The organism is Aminipila sp. (assembly GCF_032051575.1).
GTDB lineage: Bacteria > Bacillota > Clostridia > Peptostreptococcales > Anaerovoracaceae > Aminipila.
This window is the reverse complement of sequence record NZ_DAMBYD010000002.1, coordinates 119,080-136,283: the sequence shown is the minus strand read 5'-3', so window position 1 is coordinate 136,283 and position 17,204 is coordinate 119,080. Positions and strand designations below refer to the sequence as shown.

The 17,204-nt window shown below is 31.6% G+C and carries 21 protein-coding genes; 3 read left to right on the top strand and 18 right to left on the bottom strand.

Annotation, left to right across the window (positions count from 1 at the left end):
• The first annotated feature begins 114 nt into the window (after window positions 1-114).
• A complete protein-coding gene (locus RTW14_RS02855; RefSeq protein WP_312648104.1) occupies window positions 115-552 on the top strand; it encodes a hypothetical protein in 438 nt (145 codons plus the stop codon).
• Between the two features lie 75 nt (window positions 553-627).
• On the opposite strand, the gene RTW14_RS02850 is transcribed toward RTW14_RS02855, so the two are convergent.
• From RTW14_RS02850 to RTW14_RS02780, 15 genes are all read right to left on the bottom strand, one after another.
• Window positions 628-1,425 (bottom strand): DUF4367 domain-containing protein, encoded by a 798-nt coding sequence (locus tag RTW14_RS02850; RefSeq protein WP_312648102.1) that lies wholly within the window; start codon window positions 1,423-1,425, stop codon window positions 628-630.
• Window positions 1,409-1,969 carry an RNA polymerase sigma factor gene (locus RTW14_RS02845; RefSeq protein ID WP_312648101.1) on the bottom strand — a complete coding sequence of 187 codons (561 nt, stop codon included), beginning with the start codon at window positions 1,967-1,969 and terminating at the stop codon, window positions 1,409-1,411. Before RTW14_RS02845 ends, RTW14_RS02850 begins: the two co-directional genes overlap by 17 nt.
• Before the next feature lie 31 nt (window positions 1,970-2,000).
• Window positions 2,001-2,339, bottom strand: coding sequence for a helix-turn-helix domain-containing protein (locus tag RTW14_RS02840; RefSeq protein ID WP_312648099.1), 339 nt, complete (start codon window positions 2,337-2,339; stop codon window positions 2,001-2,003).
• A 126-nt stretch (window positions 2,340-2,465) separates the two neighbouring features.
• A complete protein-coding gene (locus RTW14_RS02835) occupies window positions 2,466-3,380 on the bottom strand; it encodes an ATP-grasp domain-containing protein (protein ID WP_312648097.1) in 915 nt (304 codons plus the stop codon).
• Between the two features lie 144 nt (window positions 3,381-3,524).
• Window positions 3,525-4,673: a 1-propanol dehydrogenase PduQ gene (locus tag RTW14_RS02830; protein WP_312648096.1), complete on the bottom strand. Its 1,149-nt coding sequence runs from the start codon at window positions 4,671-4,673 to the stop codon at window positions 3,525-3,527.
• A gap of 194 nt (window positions 4,674-4,867) precedes the next feature.
• On the bottom strand, window positions 4,868-5,623 hold the full coding sequence (locus tag RTW14_RS02825) for an exodeoxyribonuclease III (RefSeq protein ID WP_312648094.1): 756 nt from the start codon (window positions 5,621-5,623) through the stop codon (window positions 4,868-4,870).
• A 15-nt stretch (window positions 5,624-5,638) separates the two neighbouring features.
• Window positions 5,639-6,454 carry a putative ABC transporter permease gene (locus tag RTW14_RS02820; RefSeq protein ID WP_312648093.1) on the bottom strand — a complete coding sequence of 272 codons (816 nt, stop codon included), beginning with the start codon at window positions 6,452-6,454 and terminating at the stop codon, window positions 5,639-5,641.
• Window positions 6,455-6,732: 278 nt separating this feature from the next.
• Window positions 6,733-7,206, bottom strand: a complete 474-nt coding sequence (locus tag RTW14_RS02815) for a manganese catalase family protein (protein ID WP_331654380.1) — start codon at window positions 7,204-7,206, stop codon at window positions 6,733-6,735.
• 12 nt (window positions 7,207-7,218) lie between these two features.
• Entirely contained in the window at window positions 7,219-8,847 is a 1,629-nt protein-coding gene (locus tag RTW14_RS02810; protein ID WP_312648091.1) for a recombinase family protein, read from the bottom strand.
• Entirely contained in the window at window positions 8,831-9,004 is a 174-nt protein-coding gene (locus RTW14_RS02805; RefSeq protein WP_312648089.1) for a hypothetical protein, read from the bottom strand. The genes RTW14_RS02810 and RTW14_RS02805 overlap by 17 nt, the downstream gene beginning before the upstream one ends.
• Window positions 9,005-9,162: 158 nt before the next feature.
• Entirely contained in the window at window positions 9,163-10,272 is a 1,110-nt protein-coding gene (locus RTW14_RS02800; RefSeq protein WP_312648086.1) for an HNH endonuclease, read from the bottom strand.
• Between the two features lie 153 nt (window positions 10,273-10,425).
• Entirely contained in the window at window positions 10,426-11,652 is a 1,227-nt protein-coding gene (locus tag RTW14_RS02795) for an abortive infection system toxin AbiGii family protein (RefSeq protein WP_312648084.1), read from the bottom strand.
• Between the two features lie 3 nt (window positions 11,653-11,655).
• Window positions 11,656-12,468 (bottom strand): abortive infection system antitoxin AbiGi family protein, encoded by an 813-nt coding sequence (locus tag RTW14_RS02790; protein WP_312648083.1) that lies wholly within the window; start codon window positions 12,466-12,468, stop codon window positions 11,656-11,658.
• 88 nt (window positions 12,469-12,556) lie between these two features.
• Window positions 12,557-13,369 carry a hypothetical protein gene (locus tag RTW14_RS02785; RefSeq protein WP_312648081.1) on the bottom strand — a complete coding sequence of 271 codons (813 nt, stop codon included), beginning with the start codon at window positions 13,367-13,369 and terminating at the stop codon, window positions 12,557-12,559.
• 192 nt (window positions 13,370-13,561) lie between these two features.
• Window positions 13,562-14,539, bottom strand: coding sequence for a YecA family protein (locus RTW14_RS02780; protein ID WP_312648080.1), 978 nt, complete (start codon window positions 14,537-14,539; stop codon window positions 13,562-13,564).
• A 177-nt stretch (window positions 14,540-14,716) separates the two neighbouring features.
• Here RTW14_RS02780 and RTW14_RS02775 point away from each other — a divergent pair, with 177 nt between their 5' ends.
• The gene (locus RTW14_RS02775) at window positions 14,717-15,241 is read left to right on the top strand and encodes a hypothetical protein (protein WP_312648079.1); all 525 of its coding nucleotides are present in this window, start codon (window positions 14,717-14,719) and stop codon (window positions 15,239-15,241) included.
• 627 nt (window positions 15,242-15,868) lie between these two features.
• A complete protein-coding gene (locus RTW14_RS02770; protein ID WP_312648077.1) occupies window positions 15,869-16,048 on the top strand; it encodes a hypothetical protein in 180 nt (59 codons plus the stop codon).
• Window positions 16,049-16,157: 109 nt separating this feature from the next.
• Here the strand turns inward: RTW14_RS02770 and RTW14_RS02765 are convergent, their stop codons facing one another.
• The 3 genes from RTW14_RS02765 to RTW14_RS02755 all read right to left on the bottom strand — a co-directional run.
• On the bottom strand, window positions 16,158-16,421 hold the full coding sequence (locus RTW14_RS02765; protein ID WP_331654379.1) for a manganese catalase family protein: 264 nt from the start codon (window positions 16,419-16,421) through the stop codon (window positions 16,158-16,160).
• 2 nt (window positions 16,422-16,423) lie between these two features.
• Window positions 16,424-16,672: a spore coat protein CotJB gene (locus RTW14_RS02760; RefSeq protein ID WP_312648075.1), complete on the bottom strand. Its 249-nt coding sequence runs from the start codon at window positions 16,670-16,672 to the stop codon at window positions 16,424-16,426.
• Window positions 16,669-17,204: spore coat associated protein CotJA (locus RTW14_RS02755; protein WP_312648073.1), on the bottom strand; the 536-nt coding region annotated here is incomplete at its 5' end. The genes RTW14_RS02760 and RTW14_RS02755, both read right to left, overlap by 4 nt.

The window sequence follows — 17,204 nt, the reverse complement described above, 5'->3', positions numbered from 1 at the left end:
AAAAAAAAATGTAGCACTTTCTACATTTTTGCATCTTATTAGTGAAAAGGTATTTCTATGGTTTGCAAAATTAAGTGTAATTGCAAACTACATGTATTTTAGGAGGAATTAAAAATGAAAAAACAATCAATCAAAATCTTAACAGCTGTCGTTCTTGTACTAGCTTTGGTATTTTCAATGAATGCAGTTGCCTTTGCTGGGGTTAATGATAATAGCTCTCCAGCACTACGTACGATTATTGGACTTGGTAAAACATTTACTGCAGATTCTTCAACAAAGGCCACTGCGACAGTTCAAGCCACTAGTTCTGGAACAACTCCTTATATAACTTCCAAAATTACTTTGCAATCTGCAGCACTTGGTTCCAACAATTATTCTAAGGTTTCTGGTGTATCTGCCAAAACTAAAACAGTATATGATCAAACTGCTATTTTACATACAGCAACATTTTCTATTTCCTCTTCCAAAGATTATAGAGTTAAAATAGAATTAACTGATGAAGTTCATGGTGTAGAATCAACAGTTACAAGTTATTGCTATTTATCTAGATAGCCATTTAAAAATATGGTTGCTTTTCTGTGGTTGTAAATTTAACCCACATTATTAAGCAACCATATTTTAGTCCCGCTATCTTATTTTTTTTGCAACTGCAAGCATTTCGTCCTCAAAGATATCTCCTGATATATATATCACCGTTTTATTAGCTATAAAACTGCATCCATAACTGTCAGTTTCCGCTTCTTTCCATACATATATTTTTTTATCCCCATCATTTACAATTTTCACATCTGCCATAGTCTCATATCCAGTTTCATCAATACCTTCTAACACATTAATATATAAGTTTTTATCTCCACTTTTAAAATTATACAAGGCATTCATTATATCTCTAGAGTTTTTCTCAATCGTTAATTTTTGTAAGACATAATTCTCCGGTATATACCCCGGCACTGGTAATTCTGGCATAAACTCTTTTGCTTTATCTATATCCTCCATGCTTTTATATTTACGGGTTATACAAGTTTCATCAACAGCCGCTGCGTTCTCCTCTTGTTCGTCTGTGCTAAACACTCCATCCTTTACTTCATAAAAATTCTTTTCCATCTGGAATTTTAATGCATTAGCTGGTTGTGAATTTATCCATATAGCAATTCCGCTTCCTGCAATCAGTATACCAAAAACAATGACCGCAATTCTTGATGCAAAAGTATGAAAACTCTTCCTAGCAATCCCATTATTCCTATTTGCTTTTACCCCACGATATTGTTCATTGTCAAACGGAGTTTTATTATCTAAAAAAGAATAGTCCACCTGCTTTTGTGGTTCGTCATAAAAATCAGAAGACTCTTCCATCATTCTTTGCATTAAATTTTTAAACTGTTCATCTAATTCAGTCCAATCATTATTTTTACTTAATGTTGACATCAAGTTCTCCCCTTTCAATCTGTTCACGAATTTTTCTGACCTTCTTCAGGGCTCTAACTAAATTTACACGAACTGTACTGTGATTTTGATTTAATATTTCTGCGATTTCCTTTTGATTCATCCCTTGGAAATAGTGCATTACAATTAACCTTCTATATTTTCCATCCAGGCGTTTTAAGGCTTCCCTCATTGCACTCATGTCAAAATTTCTAACCAAACTTTCCAAAACATCTGCACGTTCTCTTGTATAATTCAATTGAAAAACATTATCTCCATCCATGTCTTCAATATAACTGTATATGTTCTCATGATACCTATAATACTGGTTTACTTCATTTTTTGCAATAGAAAAAAGCCAACTTCGTGCCTTTGACTGCTCTCTAAGCTGACCTATGTTCCCCCATGCTTTCTCCATAGTATTTTGTAATAAATCCTCGGAAACTTGAGGTTCATCAGTGATAGATACTAAATAACTATATACATCTACCTCATGAACTGCGATATTTTCAAGAAAAAAATTCTTGTCCCGTACACACTGATTCATTATTATTGCTGCTTTCTCATATGTGACTCCCTTATTCCCAGGTGTCCATCAATGCCTTTATCGTTTTATTTAACCTACGATATTGATTTTCATCACAATCTTTAATCATTAAGTTATATTCTAATTGGTATGCATTTCCTGAGTTACGCAAACTATCACACATCAGATCATTCAATGAGACATCTAAAAAGTTAGCAATATCCGTTAGGGTTCCAAGGCTCACTTTGGTATGTGCTCTTTCAATATTGGAAATATGCTGTACTGTTTTCTCTATAGCCCCAGCCATTTCTTCTTGTGTAATATTTTTTTCTTTTCTCCATTTTCTTATTCTATTTCCTAATGCTTTATAATCAATTTTGCTTTTTTCCATCATTACTCCCCCAGGATTTGATGGGTTTATTATATCTGTTATTTCAAATACTCGTAATGGATTACATGTATATTGTATTTACACAGTTTAATATATTGGTTGTTTTTTTTATTTGTACAGTTTAATTTATAAACATAGGTACTCAATAATTTTAGCACTCAAATCCCAGCCTAATTCATTTTCTAAGCCCAGCCATTGGGCATTTGGATTAACTTCTAGAAAATAGTATTCCCCATTCTGCACAATAAAATCAAAAGCCCCAAATTGAAGATCCATAGCTTTCATATAACTCAGGCACTTCTCCTTTATCTCCTTTGGTAAAACCATATGAGAATATTTTATGTGCTTTTCTTCTTTCCCTATATTTTTTTTACTCACTATATCAATTCGTACTACATAAGATTTATCACAAATAAAATTAACTATTACCTCATAATCTTTCACCATGGCTTGTTGAAAGTAAGCAGGCCTTATTTCTAAACCATCTAGAGGTCTAGGATGATAGTTGTTTACATTTGCTCTGCTTGTCCTTTCATGACTGAAAAAACTTCCTTTGCCAATGGACAAAGGTTTTACAATGCATTTTTTGCCTGCACAAAATTTATCCATACATCTAGGGCTATTGGTAATTAAACTTTCTGGCATATTAAATCCAATTTTCTTGGCTAAATACATTTGATATACCCTGTTCTCTGCACATTCTAGTATATGAGGCCTGCTTAAACATTTTCCCTCAAAAGCATTTACGATTCCACCAATCAGCATTTCTATATCCTTTTTCATCAAATCCTGAAAATGACCATCATACTTTCTAAAATTAGGGAAAACTGGTTTTCTATAATATATAGCATCTATTGTTCTATCTGTGACGAACTCCCTATAATTGTCTATGCTCCAGCCATATTCATTTAATTGAAAATTATAATCACTCATTCTATCTAAATCCAGCCTGAAGAAGAAACATTTTTTTGAATAAATAGCAATAACATAATCAACAAGGCTATCCTGTGAACTTGTTATTACTAGAACCGTTTTCATCATCTTTTTTACTCTCCTTTATTTGCATTAAAATTTCCTCTATAAGCTAGATGCAAAAAAAGTAAAAGTGCTACAAAAAACACAAAAAGAAATGCTCTAATTTTTTAAAACATTTCTTTATTTGCTATAATTCCAACAATTAAGTAATTATTTTGCGCCCATAAGTTTATCTAGAAGCTTAGATAAATCCTCAGTTGATGTTTTTCGTGGATTTGTTGTTGTACAAATGTCATTCATAGCAGCAGCTAACATGTCATCTCGTGTAGATTTAACTAAATCCAAATCTGCACCCTGTTCTTTAAGGTTTGCTGGTATCTTTAACTGTTTTTGTAATTCAACAATTCGTCTAATAAAATTGTTAACACCTACATATACTGTAGTTGCTGGTAAATCTAACAGTTTAGCCAGTCTTTGATATTTTCTTGCAGCAATACTAAATTCCTTGTTGTAACCGTTGCCTTCTAAGTTAGCATTATATTCTACTATACACGGAAGAATCATTGCATTACTTCTACCATGAGAAATATGAAGTTTCCCCCCTATAGCATGCGCTAAACTATGTGTAATGCCTAGTCCTGCTGAATTAAATGCCATGCCTGCTAAACACGATGCATTATGCATTTTTTCTCTTGCAAGTAAGTTATTTCCATCTTTAAAAGCTTCAGGTAAAAATCTAAATACCAATGTAATAGCCTTTTCTGCAAGTGCATCTGAGAAATCCGTAGCATCTGTAGAAACATACGCTTCTATGGCATGAGTCAATACATCCATCCCCGTATCTGCTGTAATAAAATCAGGTACAGAAGTAACTAACTCTGGATCAAGAATTGCAACCATAGGAATAAGCGATTTATTCGCCATAGGATATTTCAATCCTTCCTGAGCATTTGTTATAACCGAAAACTGTGTAACTTCAGAACCTGTACCACTAGTAGTCGGAATAGCATAGCATTCTTCAACTTCAACACAAACATCTGGAAGTCTTCTTGCAAAATCTCTGATTGCTTTAGCTGCATCTATTGACGAGCCTCCTCCAAGGGCAATCATAACTTCTGCTCCACAATTTTTCAATGCCATCATACCAGCAGCAATAATTTCTACTGGTGGATCAGGCACAACATCACTAAAAATTGTAACCTGACAGTTTTGTAGTCTAGCCTTTATTTTATCAACCATTCCTGACTTTACCATAAAACTGTCGCATACAATCATTACCTTTTTATCTATTATCTGGTTCAGTCTGTCTAAAGAGCCTTCCCCAAAAAATACATTTGTGCTAATACTAAATTCCTTCATCTGTTCTTTTCTCCCTATCTGATCTTTTTCCTCTTATAATCGTTAGTTTGACTATCCTCTTTAATTATTATTCTCCATTATAGCACAAATTTAAATGAATGCAAGGTTTTCGGGTAATCTTTGATATATTATTAACAAATGCGGTCATAGTTAAAACCTATGTTGAATTTATCATATAATTTTGAAAAATAAGTCTAAAATCCCATATCTAATATGACTGGGCAATGGTCACTTCCAAAGACGTCATTCCTAAGTTTTACATCTTGTATTTTCTCTTTGATTCGATCTGACACAAGAAAATAATCTATTCTCCATCCGGCATTATTAGCTCTGGCATTAAACCTGTATGACCACCACGTATATGCACCCGTTGTTTCTGGATTTAGATATCTATATGTGTCTGTCAACCCCAATTCTAACAGTTGGGTAAACGCACTTCGTTCCTCATCAGAAAACCCAGCATTTTCACGATTTGTTTTTGGATTTTTTAAATCAATCTCCTGATGTGCTACATTTAAATCTCCACACATAATTACAGGCTTTTGACGATCTAGTTCTTTAATGTACTCACGCCTTGCCTTTTCCCACTCCAGCCTATAATCAATCCTTGCCAGTTTATCCTGTGCATTTGGAGTATACTCTGTCATTAAGTAGAAATCCTCATATTCCAATGTAATGGCTCGTCCCTCTGATTCATGCCCCTCTGCATTTATGTGATAATTTACGTTCAGGGGTTGCTTCTTGGCAAATATGGCGGTTCCAGAATAGCCTTTTTTCTCTGCACTATTCCAAAATTGAAGATATCCATCAAGGGGTACTTCCGCTTGTCCCTGCTGCATTTTTGTTTCCTGTAAACATACAAAATCAGGATTTTCCCTTTTTACAAATTCTATAAATCCTTTTTCCATACAAGCTCTGAGTCCATTTACATTCCATGTAATAAATTTCATAAAAAATATCCTTTCCTACAATTGTCGTATCCTTTCCTTTATCTTGGCTAAATGTTCTCCATTTTTAAGAGACTTAAAATCTGGAAAAGCCTTTATTAGTCTCCTTTGTCCAAAGAAGCGTCTTTCAATTTCCTCCTCATAGGCTTTCTTCAGTTCATTTTTAAAGAGCTCTGCCTTCTTCTCTAATTCTTCTTTAAGTTCCTCTGACTTTCCTTTAACCACTTCTGACTTTTCTTTTATAACTGTTACACTTTCATAAATGTTCTCGCCCAGCTCATTGGACACCATTCTAAGTTTTTCACTTATTTCATTCAAATGTGCCAATTGCTTATTTAAGTTATTTACAGTAATAACAGTTTCAATTACGTCTATTAACATGACTATCAACAGCAGCGTCAGTAATGTTTTTCCTAACACTAAAGGAATATCCGCTACAATCGCGCTAATAACTGGATGTATTACATCCATAATAATAATACAAGCAAGCCCCCATAAAATAGAAAATTTAATGCATATGTATCCATTTAGATTAAATGGCATTTTGGAGTAATCCCACCATTTACCGTGAAATATTTTTTCTAATGCAAATCCCGTAGCACACTCTAGCGCAGAAGTTAATAACACTGCTCCCAAAAACAACATTACTTTATTCTGCATAAGAGGGGTTAAACAGACTATAACAATTATTATTCCAAAACCATAAATAGGACAAACTGGCCCATTTAAAAAACCTCTATTCACAAATCTACCTGAATTTACTGCGGCATATGCTACTTCTGTACACCAGCCTAAAAAGCCATAAATTACAAAATAGCATAAATATTCATACATAAGCAGGTCCTCCGTTCTTGTTGATAATTTTAATTTAAGTTCTATAGTTAAATATACACAAAACCGCAGATATATATCTGCGGTTTTTCTGCTTATTTAAATTATATACACCATAAAAGTAATTGTCAAACACCTAAAACTTAAATTTATCACTGAGAAGCTCTTTAAAATTATATTATGGGTCTTTCAAACTCCATGGAAAAACCGTAGATAAATATATACCTACGGTTTTCTGCTTATTTTTTATCAATTATATTTGCAAACAGAGATTACTATGGCTATTTTGACCTTGTTCTATATGGAGTTGCATTATTAGGTCTATCAAATTCGGGATTTATAGCATAGAAATTTCTGCTGTCTAAGTTATCCTGAACCACCCTTAAAGCTTCACCGAATCTCTGGAAGTGAACAACTTCACGTTCCCTTAAGAACTTAATTGGTTCAATTACATCTGGGTCATCTGCTAATCTTAGTATATTATCATAAGTTGTGCGCGCCTTCTGTTCTGCTGCCATATCTTCCATTAAATCTGTAATGGCATCGCCTTTTGAGGCAAAGCATGTGGCATCAAAAGGAACCCCAGCTGCAGAAACAGTATATAAACCTGTAGTATGATCTACAAAGTAATCCTGAAATCCTGCTGCTTTAATCTGTTCAATTGTTAAACCTCTTGTAAGTTGATGTACAATAGTGGCAATCATTTCAAAGTGCCCAATTTCTTCAGTACCTACCGAAGATATGATTTTGCTCACTTGGATAATATTCTAATCTAAGATTTCGATTTTAACTTTATACCCATCAGATTTTCCAAACGTTTGATATTTTATTTTGAATACTCTAGGGATACAATATAAACTGATATATAAAACTTTGCCATCATATACGACTATTTTTTCTATAATTTCTCGGAATATTTCTTCAGAAGATGCTATATCATTAAATTCTAGTAACTCATCTATCTTTTTAACATACTTATTAATAGAGTCAAGCTCTTTAATTTGTAGTTTATCAAAAGCTTCTAAATCTTTATACTTTATTTTCAAAAACTCTATTTCACTGTTGATTCGTTCTTTTAATTCTTTAAATTCAATTATAGTTAATTCATTATTCAATCTTAAATCTAAAAGTTTATCTTTCTTTTTTTCCAACTTACTGATTTTTCTCATAATACTTTGCTTTTCTGAACTTGTATCTTTTAATGTTCTAATTCTGCTAATTTCCTGAATCAGCTCCTCTTTTATTATTTCTTTATTCAATCTAATTTTACAAAGTATCTCATTGACTGCACACTTTAGAACTTTTTCATTAACTGATTCGCTATTGCAGCCTACTTCTGTTCCATTTATACCAATTCTTTTTGAACCTTGATTTGCTGCTTTAATGCATCTCCAAGCTCTATATATGCCACCATCTTTTAGTTTCTTTTCTCTTATCGTATAATTCTTTCCACAATTACCGCAAACTATTTTCCCTGAACTCCAATATCTATTACTATACCTTGAATTTTCTTTTCTATTAGGTTTTCTCCGTTCCAATTCAATTTGTGTTTTCTCCCAAATATCTCTGCTTATTATTGCTGGATGATGCCCATTCATATATACAAATTCCAACTCGCCTTTATTTATCCTTTTTTTATGGTCCAAATATGATTTTGTCCAAGTTTTTTGTTGTTTTAAATCCCCCACATATTTTTCATTTCTTAAAATCTTATAGATAGCAGTACTTGACCAATAATTACTTTTACTCCTATTGTCAATATTAAAAGGTCCTTTACCCTCAGCAATCAATTCCTTTGCTATAACATGAGTCCCTTTACCTTCTATCAGAAATTTTATGAATATGCTTCTAACCACTTCGGCTTCCTCTTCAACTATGACCATGTTCTTTTTATCAACAATTCGATATCCAAGCATTTCTCTTCTGCCAAATACTATTCCTCTTTTCATAGCTTCTTTTTGACCAAACTTAACACTTTCACTTGTTTTTCGACTTTCCTCTTGTGCCATACTTGAAGTTATCGTCAACATGAATTCATAATCGTTACGCCTTGTATCTATATTTTCTAAAATGAAAACCACATCAATATTATATTCATTCTTTAATTGTCTAGTGTAATAGATGCTGTCCAAGGTATTTCTTGCAAATCTAGTTACTGATTTCGTTAGTAACATCTCAAATTCTTTTTTTGAAGCATCATTTATCATTGCCCTAAAATTATCTCTTTTAAATACATTCGTTCCTGAAATACCATCGTCTTTATAAATCTTCACTAACACCATATTATCTTGGTTTTTGATGTACGAATCAAAATATTTCAGTTGGTTCTCTAAACTATCATCTTGATTTTCTGTTGAAACTCTTGCATATACAGCTACTTTAACCAGATTCCCCATAGCCCTTTTCTCCTTTTGCTTCAATTGCTTTGATTAGTGATTCACATTCAAATTGTGTTAATATCTCATCTTTAAGCATTTGCTTTATAATACCTATTTTTAGCAATTTATAAAGTTTTCCCTGCTCCTCTTTTGTGAGAACTATATCTTTACACATACTCACACACCCTTTTTACAGTGTATTAGTATAAATTTTGTCCTATTACAAAATAGTTCCTTAATCATTTTGGGCAAAATAAGTAGAGGGAAGATAGTAGCTTAACTACTTTCTTCCCTCTACCTATTGTTCGTATGACTATCTTTTGCTATACAATTTCATTTTAAGTTATGAATTATCCATGGGGTAAGTTCTTTCATTAATGCACTTACCGTCTCATCTGCCATTTCTTCTGTAATTATGACACCATCTGGATATTTCATTAGAGAATTATCAAAGGCTCTCAAAATGATAGCATCAAGTACTTCTTTCCTTTGCTTATTCATAATAATTGTCATAATTTGATTTAATTCCCTAGATAACATTTTGCCTGGATATGATTTTTCAGTAACAGTCTTAATTATCTGTTGCTTTTTTATATTTAATGAAATAATAGGCTTTATCTCTGTTTGATTTAAAACATCAAATACATAAGCCTCATTAACTTCATCCCCATCATAGCTGTCATTTATAAGTATTAAAAATTTAAATGCATTGAAATATTCTATATACATATAAAGCACCTTCTCTTGGGTATCGCCTCTAAGAACTAACCCGTGCACTATTTGTTCAAACCCTTTAGATATTACTTCCTCATCATTATAAAAGAAATATACTCTATTAGTATCAGTATCACCTTTAATATAAGGAATTAAATCTTGTATATACTCTTGCTTACCCCCAGTAAACATATAAAAATTTACTGCCGTTTTACAAATGGAACGGAAACATTCTTGTCCACCTATTGTAATATTTAATTGAACCCTATCCTCTATATATTCTCTTTTTACCTCTGTATTTTTTATAATTTCATCTACATTAATTTGGGGGTACTTTCGTCTTAATCCCTTTAAAATACTTTTTGCTTCTTTCTTGTTTCTGGCTGTTACATGAATATGTTTACCCTTACCACTTACTTCCTCATTTATAATAGGCTTTACTCTAGAGGGTTTACCACCAGGCTCTAACATAACCTGTTCTCCAGTTTTTGTATTTATACCTGTAATAGCTTGAGGCATTCCTCTTTCTCTTTTAATATTAAGCATATTACAGATATGATTTAGCTGCTTAGATAACTCAGAATCAATAGAATCGCCTAATTCCGAATTACACTTTTTACATAATAGGGCTTTTGATTTCAGCTTGCCGCCTATAGCATTAGGAATTATATGTTCAACAGACTGATTCTCTTGGGTTATTTCTTTTTCACATACATAACAAAACTTCATATTAATACCCTCTGTTTCCATTTGTTATCTTTTTATATTTTAAAAAATATTAAATATCCTTTACATTCATGATTTGCATATGCTTCCTTTGCTGCTCTATTTAAAAATCTTTGATATTTGTTTATATTGCCCTTACTAATATGTGGTCTCCCTTCATACCTCTTCTGCATCCTTCATAATGTCAATTAATTTATTATTATTCATTGCCTTTAAGTGAAACTTTTCTGCTAATTTCTCTGTTTTAAACAACCTCATAGAACGATACATCTTCTTTTTCTCTGCTGGTTTTAGCTTAAGAAAAAATTTATTATCAGTGTTTGCATCGTCAATTGCTTCTATCGAATCAATTTCTGAATTAAATAACATGCAGCAATTGTAAGTAGTAAATTTTTGGGATAAGATGTCCCATGATTTTGATTCTAAAAATGAAAGTAAAATTTGTTTATTCTTTTCTAATTCAATTGATGGATACTCTGAAAATGTTAGTCCAGTATTATTATCTGCCTCAAGCCATTCCTTGTAAGGTTTCTTTTCAACTAAGCAATGAAATAGTACTTCGAAGTTTTGAGCTTCTACTTGTGTTATTGGTAATGAACAATCAAATTTAACTTTCAAAATTTTTTCTAATTTTAAAACTTGTTCCCAAAATTTTATTGTATCCTCGGTTACAATATTATCTTCCTTATTACTGCTTATTTTTCCATTTAATATATAACCATTTATTGAAATGTCTCCAGAAAAAATTTTATTACTAAATTTAAGTGCTAATATTAATTCTTCGACACAATTTATTATTTCAAACTTAAAAGTGAAATTAACTGTTGCTAAACCTGTTTTTTCTGAGAATAAGATATTAATGCTAAGCCAACTATTATCTTCTGAACAAATAGATATCATATCCATACTTTCATAAGGAATCCTTTTTAAATTTAGAGGTACCGAAATTCCTCCAGAAGTAAATACTACTTTTCCAATCTCCGGAAAAGGTTGGGGTACAATTTTGAACTCAGAATAATCACCACAACTATTACCCGAAAGAGGGAATTTAACTAAATCGGAGGTAGGTATTTTGTGATTGTTTACTGTAATTGTACCATCCTCATTCGTGTCACATTTTAAAGGGGTCTGGGTTCGATAAAGATATTCCCATAAATCTTCGTTAGTCTTAACAAATCTTGAGTATTGAGTTGGAAGGTCTGATAAGTTTAAATTTACGTTAAAATTTAATACATTATCTTCAGAAACAACCCCACAAGCATCCTCTGTTACTTGTACATACTTTAACCCATCTGGTAATTGTTTATTTAGTTGAGCTATAATCTCTTTTGGAATTTTTATTGGCTCTTGAGGTTTTAATATTTCATTAAAATTAATATACATGGTTCACCAATCCTCACTTAATTCATCTAAGACAATAAGTTTCGAAATTAAATCTAGTTTGATTTCTCTCTTATAGTTTAATTCTTTTCCTAATAGAAACTTAATAAATTCTGCTTTTTCAGATTTATTTTCAATTATTATATATTTAACATTTTCAGGTTTGAATGTTAACCATGCATCTTTTAAATCAAGTAAAGCTGTATTATGTAAATCTCTTGTAGATTTGTTATTATACTCTCTTAACAGAATTGGCATTAATTCAGTATTTAATTCATTAAGATTTGGAATATACCGCCATTCTCTTTCATCGTGAAAATTCATAGGCTTTTTTTCAATGTTTGTTTGTGTATTTTCTTGTATTGGTTTTATAAATAATAGATGTGAAAATAAATAACTTTGTAGAGACTCAATTTCTTTACTTGTTTGTCCATCAATATTTAATGCAGAATTGAATGCTAATCTAAAATCTCTTATCAGCATTGATTTTTCATTAATATAATGTATTGGTTGTATTCCTTGACCTAAACACCATTCTTTATAAAACCCGATTCCATATTTTCCATACTCTTTTGTATGGTATAGTATTTTGTTTAAATTAATATCACAAAAGCAAGTCATTGGTATTGATATCTTGCCTATATCTAATCCTAAGTAACTTACATTTTCTTCTACGTATCTTGGTACCATAGCACTATTTCTGAGAATTAACTTCAAGAATTCAAGGTTTTTCATAAAGTTAAACAAAGCATTAGCACTTTGCTTTGGCAAAACGTAGCTAAAATTGTTTTTTGACTTATTTAAATTTATATGTTGCATTATAATAATCCTTTTTTCTTTTTATAATATACTTCAAGCTTCTATTAAATTCTATACCGTTGCTATTTCCTTTATTAGCTTTATTGGTTTAAATTTGAGTCCCTGTAACCTCATTCTCAAGTACTATATTTCCGTCCTCACATCTTATATATCTATTAATTGTGTAATTTTGTGCTACTAAGCTAATATAACAACTACCATTTTTGTTTTTATTTAGTGAGGTAATTATTATTTCTATTGTTTCTTTATACCTTTGAGCATATCTATTTTCAAGGGTCAGTTCCAAGCAAATTCTTTTACCAGTCAATATTGTAAATTTATCTTCTAAAGCATAGAAAACCATTTCACCAATTCCCCCACTTTCTAAATAAAGTTTGGGATTATTTATATTTGTAGTACCATTTCCCCAAGAATCTATTTTTTTACCATTATCGTAAATTGACGCATTTGAATAACTTGCCATCAAAAATGTGTTGCTTGTATTCGTAAATTGAATTGATAAGCACAAGCATGTATCATCAAATTGTGTACCACCTATATCGAAATAGAGCTTATCTGGCCCAATTATGATATCCAGTATTTCCCTTTCTTCGAGACCCCAATTACATACCATAATAAATGGTTGAAATTCTAGTTTGAATTTTTCTTCTTCAAGCTTTGTTAACCTAATGTTTAACTCCTCAGCTTTTTTATTTTGGGAATAAGCCAATAGGCCCAATAGGATTGTACCAATAAATGCTAGAATTGAGCCATAAAATGAGAGTACATCGTCTGCACCCCACAATGTTATATAACCGGAGTTTTTCTTATAAGACTCATTAATTACGAATGGAATGAATGTTGCTAAAATAACAACAGCAACTGATACCATTATAACTATTATACTTTTAACTTTAAACAAACCCTCACTCCCTAATCATGTTTATAAAGAATTAAATGCTTTAGACTAATTATAATACAATTATACAAAATTTTACCAATTTACTCAATGAATTAATGAATTTGTTTTTAAAAGGAAAAGAAAGAAACAATAAAATAGGCACCCTTAAAGGATGCCCATTATTTATATATTCTTTTTTTCCTAATCTCACTCTTATTTTTTCAATAATCGGTGGTATTCTTGTTTTTTAACGATTGAAATTAATTCATCAAATTCTTTACTTCGCATACCGATTGTATCTTTAAATATATCATTAAAACCTATAATCAAATCATAATAATTGTTAGCTAACTGTTTTAGCTGATAATTTGAATTAATTTTGGGATATAAACCAACTGCTAAGTATGCTATGAAATCAGTTAAAGAACTGAATAATAGTTCTCTTTTTGAAAACACAATATAATCTTTATAGATAGAAATGTTAGCAAACGGAAACTTCTCTATTATCCCTGCAATATTTTGTTGATGTAAAATTCTTTTATCAACAGTAACATTGTCATTTTCTCTCCACATTTCAATTATCAATTCAGGCCCATACTGAGTTATTAGGTAAATCAAAATATTAAACATCATTAACCAAGTTAAAGCCATATAACATTGTTCCGTTGAGATTGATTTTAAATTTAATAAATTTTCAATCTCGTCTTTCCTCTTACATACTGTAAAGGGAACTAAATTAATCTTATTAACGATATCTGCATATTCCTTTAGAAATTCTCTTCTCTTATCTCCTAAGATTTTTTTATGTCCAAAAATTTCAGTAAAATGGATTGTATCTATTTGATACTTCTCAACAAGGTTCTGAAGTTCCCCATATACATCTTTATTCTTTTCTATTTCTGACTCTAATACAACAATTCCACCAACTGAATAACAGTCTCCAATATTTGATTCATCTATTAGAACATAAATTACTTCACCTAGAGACTTTATTGGTTTAATATAGTCGTCAGGATAGTATCCTAATTTCTCACGTACTTTTTTTTCAAAATCTGAAGGATTAGTTTTATCACTACTTATAAATCTCATGCTGTTTCCTTTAATAGGCTCATTTTTACCACAACAATTTTTATATTTAAGTCCTGAGTCGCATAATGGACAAATTGCATTTCTTTGTATCTTTTTAGGCATACGAAACTCCTTTACAAAGCACTATTGAATACTATTCTTTAATTCAGCCCACTTTTTGAAATTCTAATTCTACAAGCTATTATACAAATTTTTTCCATTTAACTCAATCTTGTTATATAATTTATATTGGTAGAAGCTAATACTTGAAATGAAATAATGTTTAATGGGGATATGATAATGTTGAGTAAAAAAAAATTATTTGAAAATAAAGAACAAATTTCTAGTTGCAGGGACAAAATAATAAAAAATACAAATCTAAAAATAAATGAGCTATTTCATGATGGGGATGCCTTAGAATTTTTAAAAAAAATCAAATTTGAGCAATGTGGATATGACCCTCTTTTTGAGGAATCAATTAATATTATAGAACAGATTAATCAAACTTTTACTTATCTCGTATGCCTTAAAGCTGCTGAAATTTTACTTTCAAAATACCCTCTAAAAAGATTCTATATCAATTTTGGCACACAGGCTGGATATGATGTTATTTCTGAGGATGAAAGGATTATTTGTGAATGTTTTGCTGTAACTTCACCAGACAGTAATTCAAAGTTAGAAATGGATACAAAAAAAGTGTCTCTAGATACCATATCCGAAAATAAGTATGTTATTTATTATTCTAAGAATCAAAAACCTATACATGTAGCTAACATAAAGCAAAAGTACCCTAATGTTCAAATATTGGAATTAGATGATTTATAATCTAACAATTTAAACTAAATTTCTATTTTTTTCTCGTCTTTTTTTAGCCAATTTTTTATAAATTCTTTTTATGTAGTCTGTATCTGCTCCATCGCTTCTGCCTAAAGTGGTCTTGGTCAACTACTAACACTATATAAATTGTAATCTCTCTTATTGCTACTTTTGCATTATTTATCACAATATTTTTTCCTGTTCCTAGATAACAGTTTATTTATAGGGTGAATGTGAAATAAAATCTTTAAGTTCTTGCCCTGTTAAACATGGAAATTTGCTATGTATCATTCTATGGCAATTTGAACAGACCATTAATATGTCAGAAGCTACAGTTTCTTCTCTTATTATAAGATTACTTACATTTATTACTATTACTATAAACCCTTTACTTTTCCATTTCAATTAATAATAAAAGGAGCCTCAAAGAATTAAATATAAGTAATCTATTTCACTATAAAATAAAGCCTATATCTTAAATTACTATGTAAATCAAGATATAGGCTAATTTTATTTTCTTGCCGAAAAATTAGGTCAACCTAATTTGGGATTATTAATAAAAAGTTTGAAAAGAGTGAATAATAAGTACAAGAAAGGCAGATTATGTCCGCATCAGCAACAAGGAGATAAAGAATTATGAAAAACAGAATAATCATCTATATTTCGATTTTAGGATTTTTAGCTGCTATCATCCTGTCAAATATTAAAGAAATTCAAAATAACGAATATGTCGATGCACGGGCTCAACAAGTTATAGACCAATTAGAAGAGGATGAGTACATTAACCTATTTAAGTATGTTCCGATAGACTGGTAAGCCCGAAAATCAATCCATTCGCTCATGGAACAAATCGAGGATGACTTACTATTCTTCATAAACCCCTCGCTAATTTAATCAAGATGAGCAATTTAGTATCTTCTGTCTATCAGTTAATAACACATAATACCATTAAATTCATATATATCAAGCATTTTGGGATAGTGAGCATATTATTAAACGATATACCGATATCATTTAATATACCTATACACTGTTTATAAGGCATTGTATAACGTTGCGATAAGTATCTTAAAGTTGCACCCAATTCACCATCTGGTCCACCATATTGGGTTATAATAAACTTTGCCATGGCAGGATTAGGATTCTTAATATTTACTGGGAACTGTAATTTCTTGTCATAAGTCCACATACTTAAACCTCCTTCTGCCAAGGCCATGGTTCATCGATCCATGACCAGCTATTTGTATCATTAGTACCAGTCATACTTAATGGTCCATAGCTTTTTTCATATTCTGCTCTTGCACTCATATATAAAGCATTATACTTATTAAAGAAATTTAGTGCAGCTTTATCTGTAGGATGAGTATCTAAGTAAAGGCCTGCATCTACCAATACGAAACTTAACATTTGTACACGTCTCATCAGTTCGTTTCTGCTCATTTTGCATTACCTCCTAAGAAAGGTAAATCTAATTCAGGAAATATGGTGCCAACCGCAAATCCCTCTTCCATTTCATAAGTCATATCCCATACCTGCCAAGGTACATAAGCCATTGCTAAAGGACAAGTACTGGCACAATCCATTGGCATTTCTCCACGGTTCTGTGGCATGGTTCCGCCATTCTGTGGCATGGTTCCACCATTTTGTGGCATGGTTCCGCCATTCTGTGGCATGGTCCCACCGTTCTGTGGCATGGTTCCGCCATTCTGTGGCATGGTCCCACCATTCTGTGGCATGGTCCCACCGTTTCTTGGCATCATTCCACCGTTTCTTGGCATCATTCCACCGTTTCTTGGCATCATTCCACCGTTATCTGGCATCATACAGCCGTTGTCTGGCATCATACAGCCGTTGTCTGGCATCATGCAGCCGTTATCTGGCATCATGCAGCCGTTATCTGGCATCATACAGCCGTTGTCTGGCATCATGCAGCCGTTATCTGGCATCATGCAGCCGTTATCTGGCATCATGC